Source organism: Calothrix sp. PCC 6303 (genome assembly GCF_000317435.1).
Taxonomy (GTDB): domain Bacteria; phylum Cyanobacteriota; class Cyanobacteriia; order Cyanobacteriales; family Nostocaceae; genus PCC-6303.
On sequence record NC_019751.1, the window covers coordinates 3158718 to 3182119 of the forward strand.

General features: G+C 39.2%; 28 protein-coding genes. 17 read left to right on the forward strand and 11 right to left on the reverse strand.

What is annotated here, in order from left to right:
• Positions 1-43: 43 nt before the first annotated feature.
• From CAL6303_RS12990 to CAL6303_RS13005, 5 genes are all read left to right on the forward strand, one after another.
• The gene (locus CAL6303_RS12990; protein ID WP_015198272.1) at positions 44-547 is read left to right on the forward strand and encodes a hypothetical protein; all 504 of its coding nucleotides are present in this window, start codon (positions 44-46) and stop codon (positions 545-547) included.
• A gap of 40 nt (positions 548-587) precedes the next feature.
• Positions 588-1346, forward strand: coding sequence for a hypothetical protein (locus tag CAL6303_RS31125; RefSeq protein ID WP_015198273.1), 759 nt, complete (start codon positions 588-590; stop codon positions 1344-1346).
• A gap of 50 nt (positions 1347-1396) precedes the next feature.
• Entirely contained in the window at positions 1397-1564 is a 168-nt protein-coding gene (locus tag CAL6303_RS30335) for a hypothetical protein (protein ID WP_015198274.1), read from the forward strand.
• A gap of 763 nt (positions 1565-2327) precedes the next feature.
• The gene (locus CAL6303_RS13000) at positions 2328-2738 is read left to right on the forward strand and encodes a hypothetical protein (protein ID WP_015198275.1); all 411 of its coding nucleotides are present in this window, start codon (positions 2328-2330) and stop codon (positions 2736-2738) included.
• Positions 2739-2740: 2 nt separating this feature from the next.
• Positions 2741-3616, forward strand: coding sequence for a hypothetical protein (locus CAL6303_RS13005; protein ID WP_015198276.1), 876 nt, complete (start codon positions 2741-2743; stop codon positions 3614-3616).
• 260 nt (positions 3617-3876) lie between these two features.
• Here CAL6303_RS13005 and CAL6303_RS13010 read toward each other — a convergent pair whose 3' ends face one another.
• Positions 3877-4737, reverse strand: coding sequence for a GNAT family N-acetyltransferase (locus tag CAL6303_RS13010; protein ID WP_015198277.1), 861 nt, complete (start codon positions 4735-4737; stop codon positions 3877-3879).
• Between the two features lie 265 nt (positions 4738-5002).
• A complete protein-coding gene (locus CAL6303_RS13015; protein ID WP_015198278.1) occupies positions 5003-6007 on the reverse strand; it encodes a metallophosphoesterase in 1005 nt (334 codons plus the stop codon).
• Between the two features lie 94 nt (positions 6008-6101).
• Between CAL6303_RS13015 and CAL6303_RS13020 the strand changes: the two genes are divergently transcribed.
• Positions 6102-6503 carry a hypothetical protein gene (locus CAL6303_RS13020; protein ID WP_015198279.1) on the forward strand — a complete coding sequence of 134 codons (402 nt, stop codon included), beginning with the start codon at positions 6102-6104 and terminating at the stop codon, positions 6501-6503.
• A gap of 116 nt (positions 6504-6619) precedes the next feature.
• Here the strand turns inward: CAL6303_RS13020 and CAL6303_RS13025 are convergent, their stop codons facing one another.
• A complete protein-coding gene (locus tag CAL6303_RS13025; RefSeq protein ID WP_238993809.1) occupies positions 6620-6988 on the reverse strand; it encodes a hypothetical protein in 369 nt (122 codons plus the stop codon).
• 174 nt (positions 6989-7162) lie between these two features.
• On the opposite strand from CAL6303_RS13025, the gene CAL6303_RS13030 reads away from it, so the two are divergent.
• The 8 genes from CAL6303_RS13030 (at position 7163) to CAL6303_RS13065 (ending at position 12534) form a co-directional block, all read left to right on the forward strand.
• Entirely contained in the window at positions 7163-7387 is a 225-nt protein-coding gene (locus CAL6303_RS13030) for a hypothetical protein (RefSeq protein ID WP_015198281.1), read from the forward strand.
• A gap of 307 nt (positions 7388-7694) precedes the next feature.
• Complete coding sequence (locus CAL6303_RS13035; protein ID WP_238993810.1) at positions 7695-8015, forward strand: hypothetical protein; 321 nt, start codon at positions 7695-7697, stop codon at positions 8013-8015.
• Positions 8016-8434: 419 nt separating this feature from the next.
• Entirely contained in the window at positions 8435-8746 is a 312-nt protein-coding gene (locus CAL6303_RS31130; protein WP_238993811.1) for a hypothetical protein, read from the forward strand.
• Positions 8743-9492, forward strand: coding sequence for a hypothetical protein (locus CAL6303_RS13045; RefSeq protein WP_015198284.1), 750 nt, complete (start codon positions 8743-8745; stop codon positions 9490-9492). Before CAL6303_RS31130 ends, CAL6303_RS13045 begins: the two co-directional genes overlap by 4 nt.
• A 375-nt stretch (positions 9493-9867) precedes the next feature.
• Positions 9868-10347 (forward strand): hypothetical protein, encoded by a 480-nt coding sequence (locus CAL6303_RS13050; RefSeq protein ID WP_015198285.1) that lies wholly within the window; start codon positions 9868-9870, stop codon positions 10345-10347.
• Positions 10334-10960, forward strand: coding sequence for a hypothetical protein (locus tag CAL6303_RS13055; RefSeq protein WP_041739539.1), 627 nt, complete (start codon positions 10334-10336; stop codon positions 10958-10960). The genes CAL6303_RS13050 and CAL6303_RS13055 overlap by 14 nt, the downstream gene beginning before the upstream one ends.
• A 64-nt stretch (positions 10961-11024) precedes the next feature.
• Positions 11025-12167: a WG repeat-containing protein gene (locus tag CAL6303_RS13060; RefSeq protein ID WP_015198287.1), complete on the forward strand. Its 1143-nt coding sequence runs from the start codon at positions 11025-11027 to the stop codon at positions 12165-12167.
• Positions 12118-12534, forward strand: a complete 417-nt coding sequence (locus tag CAL6303_RS13065; RefSeq protein ID WP_238993812.1) for a hypothetical protein — start codon at positions 12118-12120, stop codon at positions 12532-12534. Before CAL6303_RS13060 ends, CAL6303_RS13065 begins: the two co-directional genes overlap by 50 nt.
• Positions 12535-12774: 240 nt before the next feature.
• On the opposite strand, the gene CAL6303_RS13070 is transcribed toward CAL6303_RS13065, so the two are convergent.
• The 6 genes from CAL6303_RS13070 to CAL6303_RS13095 all read right to left on the reverse strand — a co-directional run bounded on the left by CAL6303_RS13070 (position 12775) and on the right by CAL6303_RS13095 (position 19153).
• Positions 12775-13989 carry an SMI1/KNR4 family protein gene (locus tag CAL6303_RS13070; RefSeq protein ID WP_015198289.1) on the reverse strand — a complete coding sequence of 405 codons (1215 nt, stop codon included), beginning with the start codon at positions 13987-13989 and terminating at the stop codon, positions 12775-12777.
• A gap of 11 nt (positions 13990-14000) precedes the next feature.
• Positions 14001-15446, reverse strand: coding sequence for a hypothetical protein (locus CAL6303_RS13075; RefSeq protein WP_015198290.1), 1446 nt, complete (start codon positions 15444-15446; stop codon positions 14001-14003).
• A gap of 284 nt (positions 15447-15730) precedes the next feature.
• The gene (locus CAL6303_RS13080; protein ID WP_041739542.1) at positions 15731-16480 is read right to left on the reverse strand and encodes a hypothetical protein; all 750 of its coding nucleotides are present in this window, start codon (positions 16478-16480) and stop codon (positions 15731-15733) included.
• Between the two features lie 150 nt (positions 16481-16630).
• The gene (locus tag CAL6303_RS13085; protein WP_015198291.1) at positions 16631-17350 is read right to left on the reverse strand and encodes a hypothetical protein; all 720 of its coding nucleotides are present in this window, start codon (positions 17348-17350) and stop codon (positions 16631-16633) included.
• Positions 17351-17517: 167 nt separating this feature from the next.
• Positions 17518-18516: a hypothetical protein gene (locus CAL6303_RS13090; protein ID WP_238993813.1), complete on the reverse strand. Its 999-nt coding sequence runs from the start codon at positions 18514-18516 to the stop codon at positions 17518-17520.
• A 97-nt stretch (positions 18517-18613) separates the two neighbouring features.
• The gene (locus tag CAL6303_RS13095; protein ID WP_015198293.1) at positions 18614-19153 is read right to left on the reverse strand and encodes a hypothetical protein; all 540 of its coding nucleotides are present in this window, start codon (positions 19151-19153) and stop codon (positions 18614-18616) included.
• A gap of 70 nt (positions 19154-19223) precedes the next feature.
• On the opposite strand from CAL6303_RS13095, the gene CAL6303_RS13100 reads away from it, so the two are divergent.
• Complete coding sequence (locus tag CAL6303_RS13100; protein WP_015198294.1) at positions 19224-19643, forward strand: hypothetical protein; 420 nt, start codon at positions 19224-19226, stop codon at positions 19641-19643.
• Positions 19644-19672: 29 nt separating this feature from the next.
• On the opposite strand, the gene CAL6303_RS13105 is transcribed toward CAL6303_RS13100, so the two are convergent.
• The gene (locus CAL6303_RS13105) at positions 19673-20587 is read right to left on the reverse strand and encodes a hypothetical protein (protein ID WP_015198295.1); all 915 of its coding nucleotides are present in this window, start codon (positions 20585-20587) and stop codon (positions 19673-19675) included.
• A 54-nt stretch (positions 20588-20641) separates the two neighbouring features.
• Between CAL6303_RS13105 and CAL6303_RS13110 the strand changes: the two genes are divergently transcribed.
• Positions 20642-21037, forward strand: a complete 396-nt coding sequence (locus CAL6303_RS13110) for a DUF2809 domain-containing protein (protein WP_238993814.1) — start codon at positions 20642-20644, stop codon at positions 21035-21037.
• 19 nt (positions 21038-21056) lie between these two features.
• Here CAL6303_RS13110 and CAL6303_RS13115 read toward each other — a convergent pair whose 3' ends face one another.
• On the reverse strand, positions 21057-22259 hold the full coding sequence (locus CAL6303_RS13115) for a lysozyme inhibitor LprI family protein (RefSeq protein WP_015198297.1): 1203 nt from the start codon (positions 22257-22259) through the stop codon (positions 21057-21059).
• Between the two features lie 388 nt (positions 22260-22647).
• Here CAL6303_RS13115 and CAL6303_RS13120 point away from each other — a divergent pair, with 388 nt between their 5' ends.
• Positions 22648-23397 carry a hypothetical protein gene (locus tag CAL6303_RS13120; RefSeq protein WP_015198298.1) on the forward strand — a complete coding sequence of 250 codons (750 nt, stop codon included), beginning with the start codon at positions 22648-22650 and terminating at the stop codon, positions 23395-23397.
• Positions 23398-23402 lie beyond the last annotated feature (5 nt).

Consider the following 23402-nt stretch of genomic DNA (forward strand, 5'->3'; position numbering starts at 1 on the left):
GCTTATTCTAGGTTTATTATATTGGCAGTCCTTGAGGTTTTTTATGACTGCAATTACCCCCGGTAGTGGCGCAAGTATCAGCGCTGCTACTTTAGAAGGTCAATTATTAGAGCTTGCTGTATTTTTAAAAATCGCTGAACAGTCCCCGTCTAAAAATCCTAATTCCCGAAACTTTATTGGTATTACGTTTAATTTATCAACGTTAATTGCAAGCATTACCTTTTCTCTTCCAGCTAGCCCTGGTGTTAATTCTTCCGGGCAATTATTGACCACCGCAACACCTTATCTACAAAATACCGGATTTACCCCTGGTAGTGGTGGTACTTTTTTAAGTGTGAATCCCGAAGCTTACTTCATGGAACTTGTTACCGCTTTACAAATAAATGAAGCGAACGCGGCGAAAAATCCAGCGTTAGCCAATAACGTGAGCGCTGTTTATGACAGTGATGAGCAGCTTTTTGATGGGACTGCAACGCTACCTATAGAAGTATCCCTACAACTTGACGGAAGTATTAAGACAATCGCTGATGAATACCTTTTAGATTAATATGCAATCTTTCAATATTGTTAAAACCATTAACAGGAAAATGACAAGTAGTGACGCTGGGAACATTATTACTTTGTTTGACAATTCTAGTGTGGCTATTCCTAATCGGATATCACTTAATGGATTTGTAAAAAACTTAAAAGCTTTCTCAAAAATTTCCAGTTTAGACCCGATAAATCTTCCCGTATTCTTATTAGAAGATACTGAAAGCCAAAAACTCTATAAAACCCTGGATGTGGAATTTAATAGCCCACGAAAACAGCTTGATGTTTACATTGGAACGGGTACAGACTGGAGTCAAATAGGAAGCGTGAGCCTATTGAATCCGTCCGGTTATCCTTACAGGACTTACAACCTTCTAGATTTTTTCACCGATGGTTTAGCCGCTGAAATTGGGGAAGATGGGAAAGTTGGAGTCGCTGTCGCAGATGTGGGCTATGGGTTTTTAAGTGGAGCGGATACCGTCACAATTCACGGTAGCTACGCTCAAGAGTATGTTTTAAACAATTCCGCTTCTGAGACCCAAACATCAACATTAGTAACTACAAGCGCGGTTTTAGCAACAACTAGTCCCTCTATTCTGCTCCCAGCTAATCCCGACCGTGTGGGAGCAACGATTTTTAATGCTTCCATCATTGATTTACAAATTGACTTTGATGAATCTATCGGCACTCCTAGAGCCGTCCCTATTAGTTCCAGGGCTTATTATGAGTTGCCTTTTGGGTACACGGGGGTGATTACTGGAGTCTGGGAAAGTGCAGACCCAGAAGGGAATGCTGAAATTAGGGAATTCACTTGATAGAAATACCGTTAGTACGGGAATACTAAAGGGTAGCTATTTTAAAAAACATGAAGTTTCACGAGGAAGTGTTAGTCATTCTGCAAATAGTCCTGGTGTGTTTGCAGATTGTGAGCCTTGCAGCCGGAAAACTGCGAACAAGGTTGATTACTGAGAATACCCGAATTACTAAAAGCCTGAAAAAGGAACTAGAATCTGGGCGGTTAGATCCTCAATAATCAATGCTTATATTTACCAACTATTTTGGAGCAGAACTCAAGCTTGTTTAGTCAGAATTTAGTCAGGGTGATTTTAGGTAGTGGCTGGAATGGGGTTTTGGTTGAAATTAAAAACCCCTGAAAGCTATGTGTTTCAGGGGTTTGGGTGTTATGCCAGGAACGAGACTTGAACTCGTGACACGAGGATTTTCAGTCCGAGAACACGCCTTATATAGCAAGCATTTCAGTCTTGATTTTTAAAGCTACACCATCTTTACACCATTTAGTTTTTGACTGCTTCAGAAGCTGAATTTGAAGCTGTGTTCTTTGATTGGAGAGGCTTTTGCCAGAATCACATACAAAGTTCTCATCTCACGTAAATTTCATCACTAAAAACAGGGTAAATATAAACACACCATCTATTTTTGTACTGACAGTATTGACACAATTTTATTGCGTTGGTGTACGCGCAGTGTTGCCGCAGGTTAGCTTACCAGTTCCGTTCACGTAAGCGAAGCCTTAGTTTACCCAAAGGGCTTAGGGTAGAAGCTAGTCTTGGATGTCCAGAGAGCTTTTTTCAGTTTGCTTACAGGTAAACATCATTCGAGACTTCTACCTTGCGGGAAGCATTTCGGAGAAAAAGCGATTTTCTATCTTTCAAGCTTATTGCGTTGTCAAGCACAATAAGCCAATAACAAGATGTAAAATTAAACTAGTAAATCTATCTCAAAATAATACCCATTTCTAATCGCAAAACAACCAAAATAATCAAGGGAGAATCTGGATGGATAACGAACAAGCTGTCTTGGAAATAAGTGCAGTTGAAACTACTAAGTCTTTATTATCAGATTTAAAACAACTCTCCAGGTATGCAGGAGAACCAGTAGCTGCGGTTTTTGCCGATAGTTTATTACGAAAAATGCGCTCTTTACATGATATGTATATGGACGACCCCTATACAGAAATAGTCATGGCACTCCATGATGCACTTGCTTATCAAAATAATTGGATTGAATATGGTAACGAACAGTACCAGGATGTATATAATCTATTTCTATCCCTAGTTGAGCGAGAAAAAATTACTAATATTGAAGTAGAAAACGCAATTATAACTCTAGAACAAATAGGCTTTGACACTTTACCTTTTGGAGTCAAACTTGAGAACGATTTTCCAGAAGAAGAGATAACGCTATAAATATGTCAGGGTCATCAGTCCAAGAACATTTTTTAGATACCTCGGTAATGAGGTCATTACTACTTGCAACACAAGCTTATCGGCAGTATTTAGAATCTCAATTGAGTTCGGAACCACTTTATATATCCAACTACGTCCAAATGGAAATAAAACGTAGTTATTTAATCAATATTATCTCTTTTTATTTTGTTCTGCGTTTGGATGCAATTAATACTATAGGTGATGCAATTGCATTATGGAGCAATAAGTTTAAAGGAAGTGAACTCAAAGCAATATTGCAAGTTATACCTCAGCTTTTTAGTACCCGTCAACTCAATTTTTCTAGCGCCAAAGATAAAGAAAAAGCTCTATCTCTGCTAGTAATTTACATCAAACGTTTTGAACTGATAATCAGAAGGAAATATGCTAACTGCAACGATTCTACAGCCTGTACTCGTGCCCTTGTCCCACTGATTATAGATTTAAAAAATCCAGTTCCCGACCTGAAAAAGTTTGTTCTGGAATTTGGAGATACAAAAAACTGTCGAAGCAAGTGCCAAATTGAAGACTTTCTTTTGGTAAAATACCATTCCGAAGTTGAGCAATTAGTCGAAGTTGCTTCCCAACTACCTAGAAATACCAATACAAGGGGATTTCTAAATATTGCGAAGAATCTCAAAGAAATATTAGTTGCAGGTGCAATAGCTTGTGACTGCAAGCGCTGCGACAAAATTGGAGATGTAGTTATCGCTTTAAATGCACCTCGTAATTTCCGATTGGAACACACTGATAATTCCTTTGATTACTTGTGTCCAGCAATTAAGCAACCTCACTACAAACATCCCTCGGAGAACCAAGTAGTTATGAATCCATTAATAATCAACTTGGAACAGGATTAAAACAATTCGCAATACTCGCCAAGGAAGGGCGGGAAGCAAGCTACGCAATTCCGTTTTGTGACGGGGATTTAGACCCCGACACAAAACGTGCTACCTCTATAGGTAGGGGAATTAAACCCTCAAAGTTCGTTAATGCGATCGCGCGGAGAATCTACGGTGGGTAAGCAGTTCTATATGAATATCGGCGCGGTTTGAACGTCTGGTAAAATCGATACATTCGGAGGAGAAATGAAAGCGACTGTTAACTTAAACTATGGGTTTTAGCCTAACTCCAAAGTTGTTACTCCAAAAATGCGATCGCTATCAATCACGGGTGTTTGATAACAATACATACGAATGCAGATAAATGTTGGTTGCAATTGATAGCGCTGTCTCAACCCAGAAATAGCAGAACTAACATCAGGTATGTCGATAAATACAGGCTGTTTCCCTGCATGAGATGTTAATGCTTGGAAAAGACAATCGGCAATTTCCATAGACTCAGCAAATAACGGACCAATTCTAAAACCCTGATGGCAAGGACGCATAACTCCATAGCCTATTAAATTACCAGATTCCATTACTCCGTAAGCATACCCACCTTTGACATTAATCCAAGATTGGAGGAACTGAGGACGACTAGCAGGAAATAATTCTGCATCATAGCGAAGAATTTCTGCAAATGGTACATTTGCTAGCGGGACTACGGAACTTGATATGACACCACAATCTTTTAGCTCATAAACATGACGAATATGACGATACGCTGGAATAAAACCAAGACGACGATAAGTTTCTTCTCTTTCAACAACTCCATCCAAGCCTACACTGCATCGATTTAAATCGAGTTTTTGAGTCATTTGTTGCCAAGCATTTTGCCAAATCTGCGTTCCGTATCCTTGTCCCCGATGTTCTGGTTTGACAATATACAGTCCAATAAAGGCAAAAGTTGCATCGTAACAAACTATAGAGATACAGCCTATAGGTTCTCCATCCAATTCGCCAACAAAAAATCCACTACTATCAGTAGCATAAAAGCTTTCGGCATCATTTATACCAGGATTCCATCCTTCTAAAGCAGCCCAATTCAGTGCGAGTTGTAGATCGGGAAGCTGCATTTGACGTATTTTTATCGCATTCATATGTGTAATTTAAATCAATAATTGCAACACATCCAATGCTAAAGACATAGCAGTGCCATGTCTCTACAAGCATATATACTGTCGCATTATTTGTTCAAATTGGTGACTAAGAATACAAAATTAAATATATATATATATATCATTCCCTGTGGTATTTGAAATAATCAAACTGTAGTTAAATTCAGAGGTAATGGACAAATAACAATAACATTGCTGAAAAGTTGAAAATTGGTGATCGATGATTTGGGTTATCGGTATTTAGAAGCTAAATTCCCAATTCCTCCATTACCTGCAACCATTTATCTGGTGTTGGCAGGGTTTGTTGGAGAAATTTACTCGTCAGATTGTTGGCATTAGCTTGATATAGTAGGGTGGCATAGCTAAAACAACGAGCTGGTTTTTTAAAGCCATCGTTACCATAAACAGAAATTAATTCTGCCAGTTTTTCCTCCACTTTCAGGATTATTTTGGGGGCAAGAGCAAGTAAATCGTGCATCCACTGTTCCTTCTGGACAATAAAAGCCGATAATTCTGGATTCGCAGAATTTCTAAACTCATCACAAATTGCCTGAATTTTTTCCCACTTATAACTACCCCAGGGTTTAGCCATCATCACTGGCAACTGCCATTTAACTATCTCTTCTTGCCAATAGTCTTTAGCTGCTTGTACTTGAACAATCTCAAAACTAGGTAAAATTAGGGCAGTCAATGTACCACCATGACAGGCTCCAGTATCAATACCGTAGGCTTTTTGGGGAATTATTAGGGGATTATCCCCAACAACGCGATGACCAAAAATTACTGGCTTAACACCAGTATATAACTGACTCCAAGAGGTATCTCCATAGTGTTTTGTTAGGTGCTTTTCACCCGCAGTGCAACCACATAAAACTTCTTCCCTTTGTTCCTCGATGGGTATACCATCTTCCACCGCAGCATGAACTAAAATTGCCGATTCGGTTTCGTGATAATAGGGTAGATGGCTAATCCATTCTAAAAATTCGTCATAGCTGTCGCCAAATTGTAATTTGACAATTTCCTGGGAGTAGGAAAGAGTTTTCCTAAGATGTTTGCGTTCGTGATTACCCATCAATACGATGGTATTAGGGCGATTTTTGAGAAAATCATACACCTTGACTGAATCAGCCCCGCGATCCACAATATCTCCCAAGGAGACTAAACAATCTTTCTCTGTAATTTCTACTTTGGCTAATAGTTGAAGCAGTTCTGCATAGCAACCATGAATATCGCCAACTACAATTGTTCGCATAGCTCAAGTTCAATCGAATAATTTTAATGTAGCATATTTGTATTACTTTTTGTAGTAATAATGGAAAAGTTGCAAATGTATGGAAATTTTGCAGATGAGAAGTAAAAAGGTTGTTAATTTTATTAGTGGACACCTTGATATAACTCAAGCAGAATTTGATATGCATTACCGTCCTTCGATTGATCGCGCGATGGCGGCAGCCACTCCTTCCAGGAGTATCGCTCAAAACGAATATTTTGTTGTTGGAGATGCGAGGGGTGCAGACACCCTAGCACAACAATATCTTTGGGGACGAACAGAGGCAGTAGTTGTCTATCATATGTTTACCAGTCCTCGCAATAATCCCGGATTTTCAACCCGTGGTGGATTTCAAAGTGATGTAGAGCGAGATACACAAATGACGTTGGATTCTGACCGAGATATAGCTTGGGTAAGACCTGGAAGAGAGAAATCGGGTACACAAGCAAATTGCAATCGCAGAAGTTTGCTTGGATAGTTCGGAAGGATAACATAATTACAACAATTCGCAATTCGCCACAATTAATCATTCAATATCAGTATTCTCGGTTTTGGAGATTACTCGCTAGGGAAAACAATTGAATGTGACCCTACTTATTTTACTTCTCCGTTCATGGTTAAAGTTGTGATAGTTGAAAATCGACTGTAATGTCCTCTTTCCCAACCTCCATTTTTGAAAATAAAAGATAGATAATCCCATTCCTGATAAGCATCTCGGATGACAAGGTTATCGCCCTCTTGGGGTGTATAGTCAACATCAAAGCAATTTCTGTCATTGAGATTGAGTAAAACCCATTCGTCCGTTAGTCCCTTTCCTATATCCGTCACAGGAAGCTGGTACTCACCTTCCATCAGTGGTTCGTCGTCACTTCTATATTCTTTAAATGTAGATAAATACCATCGATACACCTTGGGAGTTGCTGCTTGTTCCTGTTTGTATCGCCTCGAATTTTTGTTATGCACAATGGGTTTTTCTTTATCCTTGCAAGTGCATAAAATAAAGCCTTTGTCAAAGTCGCACATAATCGTAGATACTAAGATTTGAAGTTTTTTGTTATGCTCACTTTTATTCTTTAAAGTTATGGTGAATGCAATAGGAAAGAACAACTACCTTAACATAACGAGCAAACGGTCGCAATGAAACAATTTATACTTGTATTAGGAATAGGAATTTTACTTATACCTGTAAAAGTAACTTGCGGTTCTCCTGATGCAGCCTGCGCTCAACCACCATTACCTGGAACCAATAGTCGAGCTAGATATTACTACGAATATGAACCACTGGGTGTAATGCTAGTAGAGTTAGTGATTCGGACAAACTTGCCGTTTTATTATTTCAGTGGAACTGAGGATGCTTATTAAGTTAAAAATATTACTTATTAGCATATAGGAATCGTACTTGAATCTTACTAAGTATACTGAGAAACAAACCTTTGTATGGTAGGCTTCTAGCCAATTTGGTTTTTCAGAAATCAAATATGAGTCCTATAGATTGTTTAAGTGTGGTTATTTTGTATTGGTGGGTAAGATTAATGATGTGATTGTCGCCTGTGTAATAAATAGTTAGGTGAAAATGCAGTACATAGTTTCGGCAGTTTATTTTTTGATTCTGGCAATGATAGTAATAACGCCATTTGTAATACCTTTTCTGTTAAGGCGGAAGGGTTATGTGACTAGTTTGCTATTAGGTAGTTTTCTATCTTTGATGACGTGCGTATTTCTAGTTTCTTTGTTGGCATATTTGCCAGATTTATATGCCGAAATGCGGCTTGATTATCTGGGTTTTGATTTTGATGGCTGGTCAGACGAAGACCGACTCAGAAAGATTGCCCCAGAATTCAAAGACGAAGCCATAAAACTTTATCGATCGATTATGGGCATTGGGTGGACTTTTAAAGCTATGATTGGGGCTGTTTTGCTCATCCCCTATCAAATTTTTGCCTCTGGCTTAGTTTTCATGGTGAGTAAGTCGAAAAAACATAGCAGTTAGCACTTAGTATATCAAGGTAAAAGGCAAAAGAAAGCCAATATTCTGGACTTTCTAGCCTGATCAAATTGTTACTTCATTTCCGCCGAATTGTAATAGCCAGACTTGAAAGTGGACATGATGGTGGTGGCTGTTATGTTAATAATTTTAGTCAATGCAATACAATGTATTATCGAAATTTTAATTTTCTACTGTTTGTAATTGCCCCATTTGTTGCTGTCGTAATTCTATTTTTCCCGATTATTCCAACTTTGGATGGTGTTCAATTTATATTCTCTATAATTATCTGGCTACTAAGTTTCATTTTCGGGTTTTTATTATTTAAAAAGCCTCGAAATTTACCATTTAGAAAAAAGCGAACTTTTATTTTTCTATATTTATTATTATCGAGTGTGCTATTCTTGTTTATCTTACTTAACGTTGTGTTATCGTCTGCATTTGATACTCCAAGCATTGAAACTGTAGCATCTAAAGATTATCCGACAACGGTATATTTATATAATTATACATGTTCTCCACCAGATAACTCTACGGAATGCGGCACATACTACGGAGAATTAAAATTTAGAATTGGTTTTACTCCTTTTGTAATTACAAAGTTTAATTGTGATTGTCTTTTTGGTACACCTAATCGCGTTGGTGAGTGGGTAACGATTCCCTTGGAAGCCAACCGAAATCCAACAGTATCTGCGATGAAAATTAACCTAAAAACTGGCGAGTTTCTGACAAAATGAACTGCAAAACTTTAATTTACGATGCGAATCAGCAAGAAGCAATTACTTTAACTGTCGATAAAAAGCGTTATAAATTGGTACGTTGGGATGTTTCCGATACACCCCAGATGTTGTTAGAGTCTTCTTTGGAACGATATACAAAATTAAGCTTACTTGCCAAAATACCCCAAGCAAATGAAATCGCTGTTATTCAGTGTAATAATATTTACCAACTTCCCTACCAGCCAGTCAATGCCATCTTAGAAATTCGTCGCTGGGAAGATTTTCGCTGTATCCAGGAAATAGAGTTACCTGAATGCACCGATATACCTGGTTGTGTCACGGTTACTCCCTGTCAACAGTACATCGTCGTTGTCGAATCCTATGCTTCGCTGTATTTAATAGAATTGCAATCGGGTATAGTTCAGTGTTTTGCTTTTGAGACAGAATATAATTACAACTTGGTATTTGACCCCAAGATGCAGTTTTTTATCAACTCATCAATTGACCAATTCAGCTATTTTGAACTTCATTGGATTGATGATTTAGCAATGGGGCAGTTTTCCCTTCGAGGAGCTTTTTTTGGGGATATGCGCTGCCATAACGATACCATTATTTTTAGTCCCAACGAAGACGCTTTTATCCATATTTGCTATCATTTTGAACGGAAATTATTGGTGACATATCGTCGATTTAATCGTTCCCAGCTATTTAGCGATCGCGTAGCGGCTCCTACGGAGCATCGCAGTTATTGGGGGAATCAATAACAACCCTACACCAAGTTCTGTCCTCTATACCGTTTGGGAAGTATCTCTACCCTACATCGAACATCAGCATGATGAGGAAAATCTTTGGCAAAGTGATATTGCTTTTCTCAATGACCAAACCCTAGTATTAGGAGCAGGAAAAACCCTGGCTTTGCTAAATATTCAAGATGGAACTGTGAAAGCAGAGTACCCAACAGACGCAATTATCCAGGCGATCGCAATAGATACTGCACATCAGCGAGTAATTGCTGCTACCCGTAATGGGGTGTTATGCTTTCATCTGTAGCACTTGGCGATCGCAATTTTCTTATCAGCAACACAAAGTTAGAACAGCGTTATCTCTTGTAGTTAATGAACAAACTTACTCCAATCTCAATGATTAGAATTCTAACACTTGTTATAACACTAGGTTTAATTTATTTTTTATTACGTTTTGCCTTCCCAGTAAACTTTTTAAAAACTCATATAGTTGACTGTAATCAAGCTTATAAAATCGCCAAAATATCCGATACCTTTCTCAGTGCAATTGGCGACCCATCTCCAAAAGAAGCAGAAATTATCGCCCAAAGATATATCACGAAAGCATTTTGTTTAAATGATTTCAAGGGTGACAATAGCTTCAGCCCTAAATCATATTTCTTTAATGCCTCAAACTTAAGCTCTAAGTATCAAATTATTGGTTATCATGGTGCTGGTTTACGTAGTCCAGGTAGTTTACAAGTAAAATTTGATAACGGGACTCTCCTAAACTTTTGCTTTAGTAAGATGGTAATTAACTGCAACCAAGCTCAAAAATGCGATTGTCCTCATGATTTTAACTGGGAACCCAAACCAAAACGATATGGACAATCTTAATGTGAAAAGACTTGGCAAAATAGCAATATGTATAACCTTATTTATTTGTGTCGCAATTCTAATTATTAGCATTTATCCTGGTGCATTAAATAGTTTCTTTTTTCCAGTTATACTGGTGTCAATTGTTTGTGTACCAATATTTGCAGTATCGGTAATTATTTACTGGGGATTGAGAACATTAGGAAGGCAGAATTTGCAAAGTATTAGGCTTCCCTGGCAAACTTTTATACCCTGGAGAGAAGTTACTATCATTGCAGGGATAGTTTTAGTTTGTTATGTCATGCTCAAGTTCTACATTCCCCGTCGTTTAGCATTTATGGTATCGCAATCGGCGTTTGAACAAGTTCGGGTACAACTTCCTATTTCTGCAAAAGAAAAAATCACATTAAACCGCAAACTTGGTTTATATGAAGTCGATGAATACGCTATAGATTCTCGTGGTGGTGCATATTTTCGTGTATTTTCGGGTGGTGATGGTCTAAGTCCCGATACCATATCCTATGGTTTTGTCCATCAACCGAACAGTAAGGGAAGTCCATTTGGTGCTGCTGAGTACCAAGTATTTTACCTATACGGTGATTGGTATTGGTTTCGTGTATCCGATGATTTTTAGGGATGACAATTAAGCTAGTTTTGAGCTATGGATAAGTGACATGACTACTTATTAACGTATAAAAATGCAATTTTATATTCGCCATCCCTTGATTTTGCTAGTTGCGATCGCTGGGACAACATTTTTTTCAATTCCATCTATATCTAGTGATATTCATCAATCAATATCTCCCATCACAGTTAAGTCTACAAAAGAGAATTCATTCCCCCAGTTATGGAAGGTGAAAATTAACGGTAAATCTGGATATATCGATCGCACTGGAAAATTAGTGGTTAAACCCCAGTTTGTTTATGCTTCTTCGTTTTATGAGGGATTAGCTCAAGTTCAAGTAGGTGAGAAATGGGGATATATCAACCACACAGGTAAATTGGTCATCAAGCCACAGTTTGATAATTGCGATCGCTTCTTGAATGGTTTTGCTAGAGTCAAAGTTGGTAAAAAGTGGGGAATTATCGACAGTAGTAGTAAGTTTGTGGCTCAACCACAGTTTGATATGCTTGAATATTTTGTCAATGGTTTTGCTTTAGTTGCTATTGATAAAAAATGGGGATTTGTTGATAATAAGGGTAAGTTAGTTATCAAACCTAAATTTGACGACGCTTGGTCATTTTTTGAGGGTTTAGCAGCAGTTAAAATTGGAAAAAAATGGGGATTTATTAATAATCAGGGTAAATTAGTAATTCAACCTCAGTTTGATACTGCTTGGTCATTTTCTAAGGGTTTAGCAGTAGTCCAAGTTGGGAAAAAATGGGGATTTATTAATCCAAAAGGCAAATTAATCATTAAACCTCAATTTGACAGCGCTTGGTCATTTTTTGAAGATTTAGCAGCAGTCATGATTGGGAAAAAATGGGGATTTATTGACCGCACTGGTAAATTAGTAATTAAACCCCAGTTTGATATGACTTGGAGTTTTGAAAATGGGTTAGCGCAAGTAATAGTTGGCGGAAAATCGGGATATATTGACCGTACAGGGAAAAGCGCGATCGCACCACAGTTTGATAAGATTGGTTATTTCTCCGAGGGATTAGCAGATGTACAAATTGGAGGTAAATGGGGATATATTGACCGTTCTGGAAAAAGCGCGATCGCACCACAGTTTGATAGGGCTTATTCCTTCTCTAATGGGTTAGCAGAAGTGCAAGTTGGAGAAGCATTTGGGTATATCGACCGCACTGGTAAATATATTTGGCAACCAACCCAGTAATTATCTAATTCTCGACAAATTGAAGTTTGAAATATTACGAGATAATGAGATGACAATAGAGATGGGAATTCTCCACATTCATACCGGGAATTATGAAGTGATTCCTGTTGCAACTAGCGAAATATTTTATCAATTTTGGTTACCTGCTTGTAAGTCTCTTGGATTACAATTTATCAGTCATTTTCATGATGGATCTTTAAATGTCGTCTCAGCAGAAGATGTTCCGAAAATTTTAGAAGAACTAATTTGTTTACATTCTTATACTTTAGCACAAGAAAATTTAGCTTTTATGAGCGAGAGAATAGAGCGTATAATCCAGGTATTTCAAACAACAGATTCTACATTCTATGAGTATGATTTTGGATAATTAGATGATTAGATGATTAGGTAAAGCAAATATTACAATTGTTGGCTTGATCGGCGTGAATCTAACGGTAATTTGTCGCGACACTGTAGGGGTTTAGCACTGCTAAACCCCTACTGCTAAACCCCTACGAAAGGCGTGTTATTAAATAATTCATATTTAATATTTTCTGTCAATCTGTAAGTTCTAGTTATTAGTTTTAATTATTATTTACTAACTGTTTCTCTCAAGATAGAAGCAAAGCTAAATAATATTTTTTAGGTACTCTAACCTTTCTAAAATTCTTTGTGTTCGTATCTCAGCTTGCTCCGAATGAAACCCAAAGTTGTACCGCATCTTACCCATATTCTCAATTCGCCATTGGTTGATTTTATAATCAATTTCATCGCTCATCTTCACTTGCTCATTCGTGAGTTCCGGATTGATATCGAGTCCGATGGTTTCTGCAAGGAGTCTGGCAACATTCACCGAATGAAAGTATGGATAATATCGAATTAATTCCCCAGAGCGGAGAAAATCCAGTAATCCTTCAATTGTTGATAACCCTTCTTGAATATCATCCAGGAAATCCTTGAGCCATTGTTCTGGGGAAAACTCACAAAAACGAATCCAATCCCCCTGAATTTCAATCTCGTATCCTTCCTGGGTGAGAAACAAATCGCGCACAGGATTATCCCCATCAACAATTCGTAATAACCCTGGATATTGCCGATGTCCTGGATTTTTGAGCCAATCCTTCGATTTTGCTGCTTTCAACTTTGCGAGAAACTCAGGTAAAGGTTGATTCCATAGTTGTGCAGAATTATTTACCATAACTTCCTCAGCTGACCAGTAATTTCCTAGCCGTTCCCAATTGCCACCATTGCAGACTTCTAATAAAAACGTTCTGTAAACTTCAGGTAGTCTAATTCCATGTTGTGCTTCTAACGCGCTCAACTTTGCTTCAGAACCAATTGGCGGATTAGTTGTGATTTCTGCATAGCGATCGCATGGATCGAATTTTCGCAATCGAGCAAGGGTGACGTGAATTCGCTCAGGAACAGTCAACCATTTTTGCAGGGGTAATTGGCAACCGAAATGACGCTGCACTTTATAAATGTCTCCATCGTACACCCTCACCCTTCCTTGCGGGTCGTGAGAGAACTGAATTTGTAACTGAGTTAGCACCTGACAGAATTGATCTGCTTCTGCATCTGTCGAAAATTGCCCCACACAATGGGGATGCTTGATTCTCTTAATCTCCCGATACATAAACTCACAAGCTTCAGCCTCATCCGTAAATTCAAACAGTATTTGTTGAACTGCACCACGTTCTGCATATACAACTTGCCAATGTTCCTGCGTTTGAATCAAGCAAATCTCATCATCACCCATTTGGCAAATTTGATACAGCCTACAACCTTCTCCCCAAAGTTTGAGATCGAGTAACTCTGCATTCAAATATTCAACATCCCACATCCACTCACCTCTTACTTCGCTTGTTCTGCTCGAAAAAGCCGGAGAAAACCCCCATCAAACCATTCCCCATAGTTAAACCGCAATTCCCCCGATAGTAGCATTTGACCCCGACAGTAAAGAAAGTAGGTTTCTTTAGGGAAATAACTGTGCAAAGGGAGCAATCCTTTTTTCAAAGCCGCTCGATACTCCCCAGGAGTCGCTTCGCGAACGCCATTTTGCCAGAGTCTTGCTAAGTGAGATGCTAAACAGTTTAAGAAAAATTCAGCTTGAGGCAAGGATGGATCTGTTCCTAAAGTTACCAACTCATCTTCTCTTCCTCTCCAATCAACAGACATTTCCCAATCTTCCACGGGAGGTAAGCAGGATGTCTGCGAAGCCCAAACAACTAACTCTAGGTACGTCGGCTGATTCACGTTGGTAAATAAGGTATTCGGATTTATTGGCATCGTAATTTCTAAAACCGTCAATAAGGCGATCGCATTAGGATACAGATTTCCCGTCACCAGTCGATACTGCTTCCCATCGGCTTCAAACAGAATCGTATACGGGTACTGCAATTTTGCTTTTTGAAAATGTTCTAAGCAAAGCCGATAAAAATCTGGTTCCGGTAGTGGTGGATCAAAAAACATCCAATCTAAACACAAACTATTTTTTTCTTGGCTCACAGAAGCACCATCTAAATAACGCCATAGCTTTTCCGCTTGAATGACGCAGCGTTGCAGATTTGGATAAGCAACTAGACGAGCAAGAATTTCTGGCGAGATTTCACGGTTGAGTAGGTTTGCTATCGCCATCTGATGCAACAGTTCAGATCGAATTGCCGCAACCTGATTGGGTGTATATAACTGGGCTTTTTCTGCAAAAAATAGTAAATATATACTAGCAGCTTCCTCAATCTCAGATAAAATCTGCGGAATTAGTAAGGGTTGATTAGGACTCGCAGCAGACGCAAAGCGTAAATTCCATTGGGTTTCATTAAGCAGTTCAATTCCCTCGATTTCTTGCAGATTCCTCCAATTCCGCGCAACCTGTATTACCTTGAATGCAGTGTCATAGGGAATACCATACATCGGATAGTAACTTCCCGGATGCCACAAACAAATCGGTTCATTGTAAGACTCGCCATGAATTTGAAACAGCTGATCGATCAGTTCCCAAATCGCCCAATTTTGATAACCTTGCGGTAGTTTCCAACTGCTCTCACCAATAAGCTGTTGACAATCCCTGACAAAGAAGCGATTATCCTCATTCTCATACATTTCACGCGCCTGAAAGCACTGCCAAAACGTATTATTATCGGCATGACGTGCCAAAAACTGAATCAGGAGCGAATCGTCATATCGGCTTATGGCTTTGCGACTGTGGCAACCAGAGAATAACACACCGGAATCGCTTTGTGCGATCGCTAGTGTATACCCATCAATTAGAACAAAGGTTTTTCCCTGCTTATCTCTCATCCAGCAACTTTCGGTTTCTCTCTAAAGGAATTACAGGACAATTTTCAATAACATATTCCCCAATGCACTCACCTGGAAAACATGCATCTCAATCACCGCCAGTTATGTCTTTACTATCTTGTATCTTTTTATCATGGGTTTTTGTTATCAGGACTTACGCGATTGTCACAATGGTAAGTTGGTGCGTGACACCAAAAGACTTATTTTTCGTTTTAATTTGATCTTAAGTGTCACACACCCTACGAGAAAAAAATTAAATGCTTGAATTTCTCTAACCTTAACCATTAAAGAGGTATGAATTCAGCATTTTCTAAAGCATTCCTCCAAGCGATACAAGCAGCTAGACGATAATCAGACTCCCTAGAATGATATTCGTGATAACTGCCATTAAAGACAGTAATTTTGAGGGATGAAAAAGCTTTTTTTTCTAGACGAGAATATTTAAGCAACCCATCGATAATTCCTTCGATTGACTCTGGAATATATTCGTCAGGAATAACTGTCTCATTTGGAATTTGCCAAATAATTTTAATCTGATTGTCTTCTAAATTCTGTTCTAATTTGAATACAATATGACCGTGATGGTCGATAGAAGAGCTACCTCTGATAAATTTACCCTCAGTAATTAATGGTTCTTTAATTGAATAACGTTGATACTCACAATCATGCCAGATATCTAATTCAATTACATTCTCAAATGTTTCCCAAATATTTACTACCCAATGCAAATTTTCCACATATTTACAAATATCGTCCCAAGCGGAGTTACGAATATGTTTATAAATTTTCAGCAATATATATAACTCACGAATATCCTGTTTATTCGGCTCCTCTTGGATAACTAATTTCATTAAACGTTGAGCAACTGTGATAGTTTCCTGGGTAAATAGCTCTTCTGAGTCTTCATCGTATTCATATTTTCCTAGTTCTGGTTGCTCATGTAGTGACTCAATTATTTTATTTAGCCAACCAATCTTTTTTTGTCTAGCTTCATAAGTATAGTCTATTGCCCAGTATAATTGTTTGCGGTTCATATAATCAAATTGTTTCTAATAATAATTGTTAGATATATCATACAGAAAGTACTATTTTATGTCTATGACCTAAATATAGGTAAATGCACTCATCAAGTAATCTATAATATTAGTTAAAAATTAAGTTTTATTGCATAACAAACGTTTGCACTATGTCCACCATATCTCATCTAGCAAATCTCGTTTTCTTTCTAAAGGAATTGCGGGACAATTTTCAATAAACTGCTTCAACCTAGCCTCTGACAAACCCATTAAATATCCTTGGAAAATAAGATACGGACTTTGTTGAGAATTCAAAATTGAGATCGATTTTTCAATTTCGTAAATCTCTTTATTTAAAAAATTGAGATGCATTTGTAACCATTGCTTCGGTGTATAGCGTTCCATCACAACATAGGTCAACAACGGTTGAAAGCAGAGTTGAATTTTCACTTCATGTCCTTCTTGTGTCAGAAACAACCCGTAAGTCTCTTGTTCTGGAGGATACAACCCAATTCGTAATAGTCCAGGGAGGGCATTAAGATTTAAGAGATAGGGTAACTCGACTGCATCAGATTGCTTTCCTGTTGACAGAAATTGGCGAACGAAATCAGGCGGTGACTGATGCCATAACTCAGCACAATTATGCTGCATGATTTCATCAATTGTCATCAAGCAGTCTCGCTCTGCACAATCCCAACACCCTCCATTTCCCACCTCTAGCAAAAAAGCAGCATAGGCGAATGGTAGCTGAATTTCCAATGCTTTGGGATGCGTGATTGAGCCAAGGGGTGGATTCAAATCTATATTCACACATATTCCATCCGGATCGAGGTATTTTAATCGATATAATGCTAAACGAATCTCCCTCGCAACTTCAATTATTGTCATCCTAAAAACAATCCAAAACCGAACGTTTGCTTGCTATTTGATGGGTGATTAAATACATAGCTCTAACCCAGAGACTGGCTCCAAAAATATCGTAGCAAAGGACTCACAACGAGGCATGATTTTTGGGAGTTCAGCCCGTAACAGGGAAATTGCAGCATTAATTTAGATTAGGCGATCGCAACCACCTTTATCCCTTGCTTGGTGGCAACAATAGCTTGGGAAGATGTGTAGTCAAACACCAAAGTATTAACCACTGTATCCACGTCATAGGTTTTTACTATTTCCCCTGTCTGAGCATCCAGCACTGCCAGAATTTGCCCTACACCACACAATAGCCTGTTGTTATCTAACCAAACGATATTACTTTGCCAAGGATTTAATTCATCATGGTCATGGTATAACCGAAAGAATTGACCCCACATTTTCGCCCGATATTGTTCGGATTTGTCCCAGTTTTGATCGAGTAGTTTCTGCGTTTGCGGGGATAAAGTGCTTAATATCGAGCGTTCAAGCCGAAAACTTAACAAATCAACACCTTGATATCGATATGCGGTGTAAGCCAGACGCTGACCATCTGGGCTAAAACTCAAGCCGCCACGATGACAACGCGCACCACCTGAATATTCACCCAAATAGGTCAATTTACCCTCAAGGATACTGTCAATTCTGTAAAATTGATGGGACTCATCCATATCTACAGAATTAACAATGAGAAACTGCATTTGTGGATCGATGGCAAAAGCAGCATTATAATCTCGCCAACGACGCAACCAACGAATCTGCTCACCGCTTTCTAAATTAACTAGATAAATATCCCCCCAAGCCTCAGCAATCATTAAATATCGCTGGCAAGGTGTAACTCCTAACCAGGAAATATGGGTACATTTATCATGTCCATAACACTCATCCTCCTCGGAAGTCTCCTCATAGGGTGCATGGGGTAAGTCAACTCGTTGCAAAACGGACAAATCATCCCAGCGACGAATCTCAATCCCATGCTCTAAGGAAACATTACTGGGGGTGATCACAAACCTGTCTTTATCAGGTAACAAAACAATACTTGGTACTGATTCAAAATCATAGGGTAACTCGATTTGTCCAATTATCCGGGGTTGTTGGGAAATATCCCATTTCACCAAAGAATGAGGGTATATTGGTGCGTTCACGAAGTGTCTCCTATGGAGAATCGCCTGTTTCTTTACCCCATTGTAAATTAGTGCTTTGCAATCCATAGGCATCAATTGATTGAAGTTTGATGGGCGATTAAATACATAGCTCTAACCCAGAGACTGGCTCCAAAAACATCGTAGCAAAAGACTCACAACGAGGCATGATTTTTGGGAGTTCAACCCGTAGTAGTGCGATCGCAGCATCAATATCATCACAATCACAGTATAAATGTTCTAGATGATACCCTAGTAAAACTTCGGGGGTTTCCGTACTTCCACAGCAGTTGTCAGCAACCCAAGCGATGAAAGATTTTGTTGCGCGATCGCCTTTGGCGCTGCGCTTCGCGCAATCGCAAAGCGACTCCTGTGGAGTATCCCATTCGAGATTCAACAAATAAGCTCGAATAAAAAATTCCTCTGAATAACTAAGCACAATTGGAACCGTTTCAATCAACCCTTGTTTGAGGCATATTTTCGCACCTTTAGCCGAGACTTCCAGTAAATCATCAGCAGGTTTCTCAATCGCCAGAATCTGAGCATCAACCCAAGCAATTAGGCTCTGCTCGGAAACAATACCAATATTCCACAGGGTGAGTGCGATCGCTAAAGGATTCGGATTTTCTACTGACTCCATACGCCCACCCAAGAGAATAGTATATTACTATACCTGAATATGCGTTCGATAAATTTCCTTCTCTTATTAAATGTTCTCAAAACAAAGATGGCTGCTTTTCATATTTCCCTTGGTGGTGGTTGGAATTTATTTTTTGCAACCGACTCCCCCTGTATCTTGCGAAAGCCTAAAAAAATTTGGCGCGATGGCACAAGGAGAACGCTGTATCATCAATCGTAACGTGACCCTCGAAGGTAATCTCAAACGACTGCCCAATCAACTAAGTATCAAAGGGAACTTAACTATTAGCGGCACGTACATTGAAGAACTGCCCAGTGCAATGGTGGTTGAAGGAAATCTTTTTTTGTACAAAACAAGTATTGCCAAGCTCCCCCCAGATTTGCAGGTTCAAGGAAACTTCGACCAATATAGTGGATTTGGTTCTCCAGGGGTTAAGTGTAATGCCATCCCGAAAACTGCTTTGATCAAAGGGAATCGCAACTGTCACTAATTGCGATCGCATATAGATTGCAAACACAATCAAGCATTATTACTGACTATTAGTTTCACGCGATCGCCTTTGGCGCTGCGCTCCGCGCAATCGCGTAGTTGATGATACATCTGTTTTGCCTTTAACTGTGACTGCGAGCATTCGGTTGCATCAGTAGCTAAAGCTTCAGAAAGCAGTCGTTCAAACGGGGTGTCTTGCAGATTGATTGTCAAACTTCGCTCAGTTCTAAGTAAGCTGTGAGGTAAGCTCTCAATTTGAGTCTTGCTCACATCAATTTCTATTCCTGAAAGCTCTCCCCAATTGCAAATTGTCTCAGGTAGTTCAGCGATCGGATTGCCTTCAATACTAAGTTCCTTTAGCTTCGGAAAGAAGCCAGGATTATCAGGTAGGGAACGTAAAGCCATGTAGTCTAAGCGAATATCTTCAGCTTTGGTAAAGGGAATTTGTTCCCACTCCATCTGCATTTGTGGATGATTCCAACAGCTAATTCGCCTAAGCAGATGTAGTCCTTGGGGCATTTTTTGCCAATTGCTACCATCACACCAAAACTCGACCAAAGCAGGGCATTGGCTCAAATCAACGTCAAAATCTTCTAATAATTGAGGTTGAGAGATATGCAAAGTTTGGAGATGCTTTAATTTGTGAAACGAAAAATGAACTTGTTTGACATTTGGACAGGTTAGTGTTATGTACTCTAAATTTGGTACAGCACCCACAAAATCAGGGATTTCATCGGCTTGAGTCAAAGTCAACTCTAAACCAAGGATGCGATCGAAATATTGCAATCGCTCGATCTCTTTGGGAAAGTTGTCAGTTTTTACATTTATAAAAATTGCAGGAGTAATTCTATGCTCATCTGTGTAAGCTTGAATGGCATCTTTCGCTAGCTGTATGTTGCCACTCAGCACACTTTGCCAAACCAATTCACTAATTGGATTCATCATCAATTTTAAAGAACAATGTTACGATCCTGGCGAATCAAACCCAGGAAATCAATCGTGCCTAAACAATTCCGTAATCTCAAGTGGTTGAGATTTAATCCTACCTCTTTCACCCTGTTTGCGATTCTATTTGCAATAGTTGTGATGATTGCCCTCTTCTTCCTAGATAATTGGATTAGACCGTTACTGGGCGACGTTTTAATTGTCATGGTGATTGCTTACTTTATTCATGCTTTTATTGCAGTTCCACTACGGAAGGTTGCTATTGGGACACTCATCTTTGCCTACTTGATTGAGTTTCTTCAGTTTCTTAATCTCATTGATATTTTAGGCTGGCGAAATTCCCAACTAGCTCATTTAACAATTGGATCTACTTTCGACTGGCGAGATTTGGTTGCTTATACGCTGGGGATTGCGATCGTTCTCCTTACTGCCAATCGTTTGAAGCCGTAAACCAGGACAATTTTCCTCTTTATCGAGTATCCATCATTGCTTTGATATGGTGTAAACGTCCCAGATTTAAAAGATTTGGGCATTGCTTACTTCTGGTTTGACGACCAAAAAACAGTGACTCAAACTTGCAGTACTGAGTTTGATAACGCTCCCAAAGAGCTTGAGTGGGATCTTGCCCAGATGTAACTGGGGCTTGCTGAGGCTCGTCTTCTGAATCATATAAAGCTATCCCTTTTAAATCGGCAATGCGATCGTTATTTAGCCGAGCTAAACAGCGATGATAGAGCATCGGTGACATGGAACCTTCCTTAAAAGGCTCAACCAACTCAGTACAATGTGCTTCACGATAGTCTTGCCAGTATTTCTGTGCGATCGCAAATGTTGGCTGATACTGCTTCGATAGTCTTTCTGCCCAATCGCCATAAATGCTTGATTGCAAAAACTGAGTTGTTTTCGACCAATAGACCGCGCATTGATTTAACCCGATCTGCGTCTTATCCACACAATTTAGCTCTGGAATTCCAGGTAGCACAGAACTATTGAAGATAGCCAAACCACTAGCAGGTGCTGCCAAAAGTTCTTCCAGTTGGTGAAGTCGAGCCTGTCTCAGACCCTGATGACATTCCGCCAATCTCAGGGTGTTCAGGGAAAATAGAGCTTTTTCGATCTGGCAATACTGAGTTTGATATTGCTCCCAGTGGCGTTGCACCGATGAATTTCTCAATTTGAGTTGATCGAGTAAGGATTCAAATCGAGGATCGTGAGATTGGAAAGTTATGATTTTAACACCTCTCTGTAATTCTAGAATGCGATCGTTATTTAATCGCGCTAAACAAACAGATGTTGCAATTGGAAAATCTGGCGTATTGCGTAAGCGTTGAGTTAACTGTTGGCAGTGTTGTGTTTGAAACTGATGCCAGGATTGATCTGCGATCGCTAGTTGACGCTGAAGGGGTACAATTAGCTGCGATTCAACATCTTGATAAAGCAATGATTTGAGCAAATGGGTTACTTCTGCCCAACGCTTTGCACAGCGATATTCACCCGCTTCAACCTGTCGAATACAGTCTGGTTGCAAAACTCCACCAAATCCTAATATCACGGTTGGATAAGGTAGAGGAGTCCCTGCCTTATGTGACGCAGGGAGAGCTTTGCTCGGTTCCACACCAAGCTGAGTTCCAAATAAAATGATACTCGCAAATATCGCAATCTTAAATTTCATCAAAGTAAATCGCCCAAATTAATCCAATCAATGCCGCGAACTGATAAAAGCCATTCTGGCATCCAAGAAACAGCGCTTGCGCTATCGCACCTCCTACTATAAAAAATATACTGACTTCGTTAATTATTAATTCAAATCAGTATATTCTCGGAAATATTAGAGATTTTTCTGTAATTCCTAGAAGTGAACTTGTAGCTAAGTGGCTGGGTGTTGAAAATTGTCGTTATGACAAGGCAGTAGGCAGTAGGCAGTAGGGGCAAGACTTTGAAGCCAATTTACATTACGTTACATAGCTGTGTTTATTCCTACCTACCTACTTACTTAACTTGAAGTGTTAAATATGAGGCGTATTATTTGAGCCAGTTCATAGGGGAGTAGTAACAGAATAATGGAAGAAATAGAATACCCTGACTGGACTATTGATCGGCGATGCGTGTTACAGAAACTGGAAAATATAGCTAAGGATTACATTCATTACTTTACATATCAAGCAAGATACTATCAACCAATGGTGGTGATTTGGTCGCGTGATGAGTTGCTAAAAGGATTAGATGCCCTTGATTTACTCAATTGTGAGATCGATCGACTGATTTTTGAACAAATTTCTCAAAATTATCCTCATCTGAGTCAATGTGTTCATGCTGCTGAATTCTTGTGGTATGCTCATCCGGACATTTCAATCCAGGAAAGCGATGTGAGCTTGGATTGGATGATGTTTAGTTTGTTTGGGCTAATTGATGATGAAATTCGCGAACGCTGTCTGGAAATAGTCAGAGCCGCAAAACTAAACCAGCCTCGGACATTACTTGCTGAGTTACAAGGACAACAATACCGTTTAATTACCGATTGGGATAACGAGCAAATTAAGCTGATGACAGCAGTTCCACTAAATGTTGATCGCAATCCGTTTATGCGTGAAACAACGCCTCAAAATCAATATGCACCAACCTACTTGGAGTTAGTGACCAGGGCATCTTGCAACAGTTTGCCGATGAATTGGGATATTTTGGTAGATTGGGGTGCGCTGGGGTTGCTAGAGGAACTGGAAGATCTCAGCACCGATCCTTCATTGCCCGGTGCTGAATATCTCAAATATTGCCTAGAACAATATTATTTTTTACTAAAATTGAGACGGTGAAATAG

Excerpts from the sequence above, each read along its gene's own strand:
- CAL6303_RS12990 (WP_015198272.1), top strand. The coding sequence starts at position 44 with ATGACTGCAATTACCCCCGGTAGTGGCGCAAGTATCAGCGCTGCTACT.
- CAL6303_RS31125 (WP_015198273.1), top strand. The coding sequence starts at position 588 with ATGACAAGTAGTGACGCTGGGAACATTATTACTTTGTTTGACAATTCT.
- CAL6303_RS30335 (WP_015198274.1), top strand. The coding sequence starts at position 1,397 with ATGAAGTTTCACGAGGAAGTGTTAGTCATTCTGCAAATAGTCCTGGTG.
- CAL6303_RS13000 (WP_015198275.1), top strand. The coding sequence starts at position 2,328 with ATGGATAACGAACAAGCTGTCTTGGAAATAAGTGCAGTTGAAACTACT.
- CAL6303_RS13005 (WP_015198276.1), top strand. The coding sequence starts at position 2,741 with ATGTCAGGGTCATCAGTCCAAGAACATTTTTTAGATACCTCGGTAATG.
- CAL6303_RS13010 (WP_015198277.1), bottom strand. The coding sequence starts at position 4,737 with ATGAATGCGATAAAAATACGTCAAATGCAGCTTCCCGATCTACAACTC.
- CAL6303_RS13015 (WP_015198278.1), bottom strand. The coding sequence starts at position 6,007 with ATGCGAACAATTGTAGTTGGCGATATTCATGGTTGCTATGCAGAACTG.
- CAL6303_RS13020 (WP_015198279.1), top strand. The coding sequence starts at position 6,102 with ATGAGAAGTAAAAAGGTTGTTAATTTTATTAGTGGACACCTTGATATA.
- CAL6303_RS13030 (WP_015198281.1), top strand. The coding sequence starts at position 7,163 with ATGAAACAATTTATACTTGTATTAGGAATAGGAATTTTACTTATACCT.
- CAL6303_RS13045 (WP_015198284.1), top strand. The coding sequence starts at position 8,743 with ATGAACTGCAAAACTTTAATTTACGATGCGAATCAGCAAGAAGCAATT.
- CAL6303_RS13050 (WP_015198285.1), top strand. The coding sequence starts at position 9,868 with ATGATTAGAATTCTAACACTTGTTATAACACTAGGTTTAATTTATTTT.
- CAL6303_RS13055 (WP_041739539.1), top strand. The coding sequence starts at position 10,334 with ATGGACAATCTTAATGTGAAAAGACTTGGCAAAATAGCAATATGTATA.
- CAL6303_RS13060 (WP_015198287.1), top strand. The coding sequence starts at position 11,025 with ATGCAATTTTATATTCGCCATCCCTTGATTTTGCTAGTTGCGATCGCT.
- CAL6303_RS13070 (WP_015198289.1), bottom strand. The coding sequence starts at position 13,989 with ATGTGGGATGTTGAATATTTGAATGCAGAGTTACTCGATCTCAAACTT.
- CAL6303_RS13075 (WP_015198290.1), bottom strand. The coding sequence starts at position 15,446 with ATGAGAGATAAGCAGGGAAAAACCTTTGTTCTAATTGATGGGTATACA.
- CAL6303_RS13080 (WP_041739542.1), bottom strand. The coding sequence starts at position 16,480 with ATGAACCGCAAACAATTATACTGGGCAATAGACTATACTTATGAAGCT.
- CAL6303_RS13085 (WP_015198291.1), bottom strand. The coding sequence starts at position 17,350 with ATGACAATAATTGAAGTTGCGAGGGAGATTCGTTTAGCATTATATCGA.
- CAL6303_RS13095 (WP_015198293.1), bottom strand. The coding sequence starts at position 19,153 with ATGGAGTCAGTAGAAAATCCGAATCCTTTAGCGATCGCACTCACCCTG.
- CAL6303_RS13100 (WP_015198294.1), top strand. The coding sequence starts at position 19,224 with ATGTTCTCAAAACAAAGATGGCTGCTTTTCATATTTCCCTTGGTGGTG.
- CAL6303_RS13105 (WP_015198295.1), bottom strand. The coding sequence starts at position 20,587 with ATGATGAATCCAATTAGTGAATTGGTTTGGCAAAGTGTGCTGAGTGGC.
- CAL6303_RS13115 (WP_015198297.1), bottom strand. The coding sequence starts at position 22,259 with ATGAAATTTAAGATTGCGATATTTGCGAGTATCATTTTATTTGGAACT.
- CAL6303_RS13120 (WP_015198298.1), top strand. The coding sequence starts at position 22,648 with ATGGAAGAAATAGAATACCCTGACTGGACTATTGATCGGCGATGCGTG.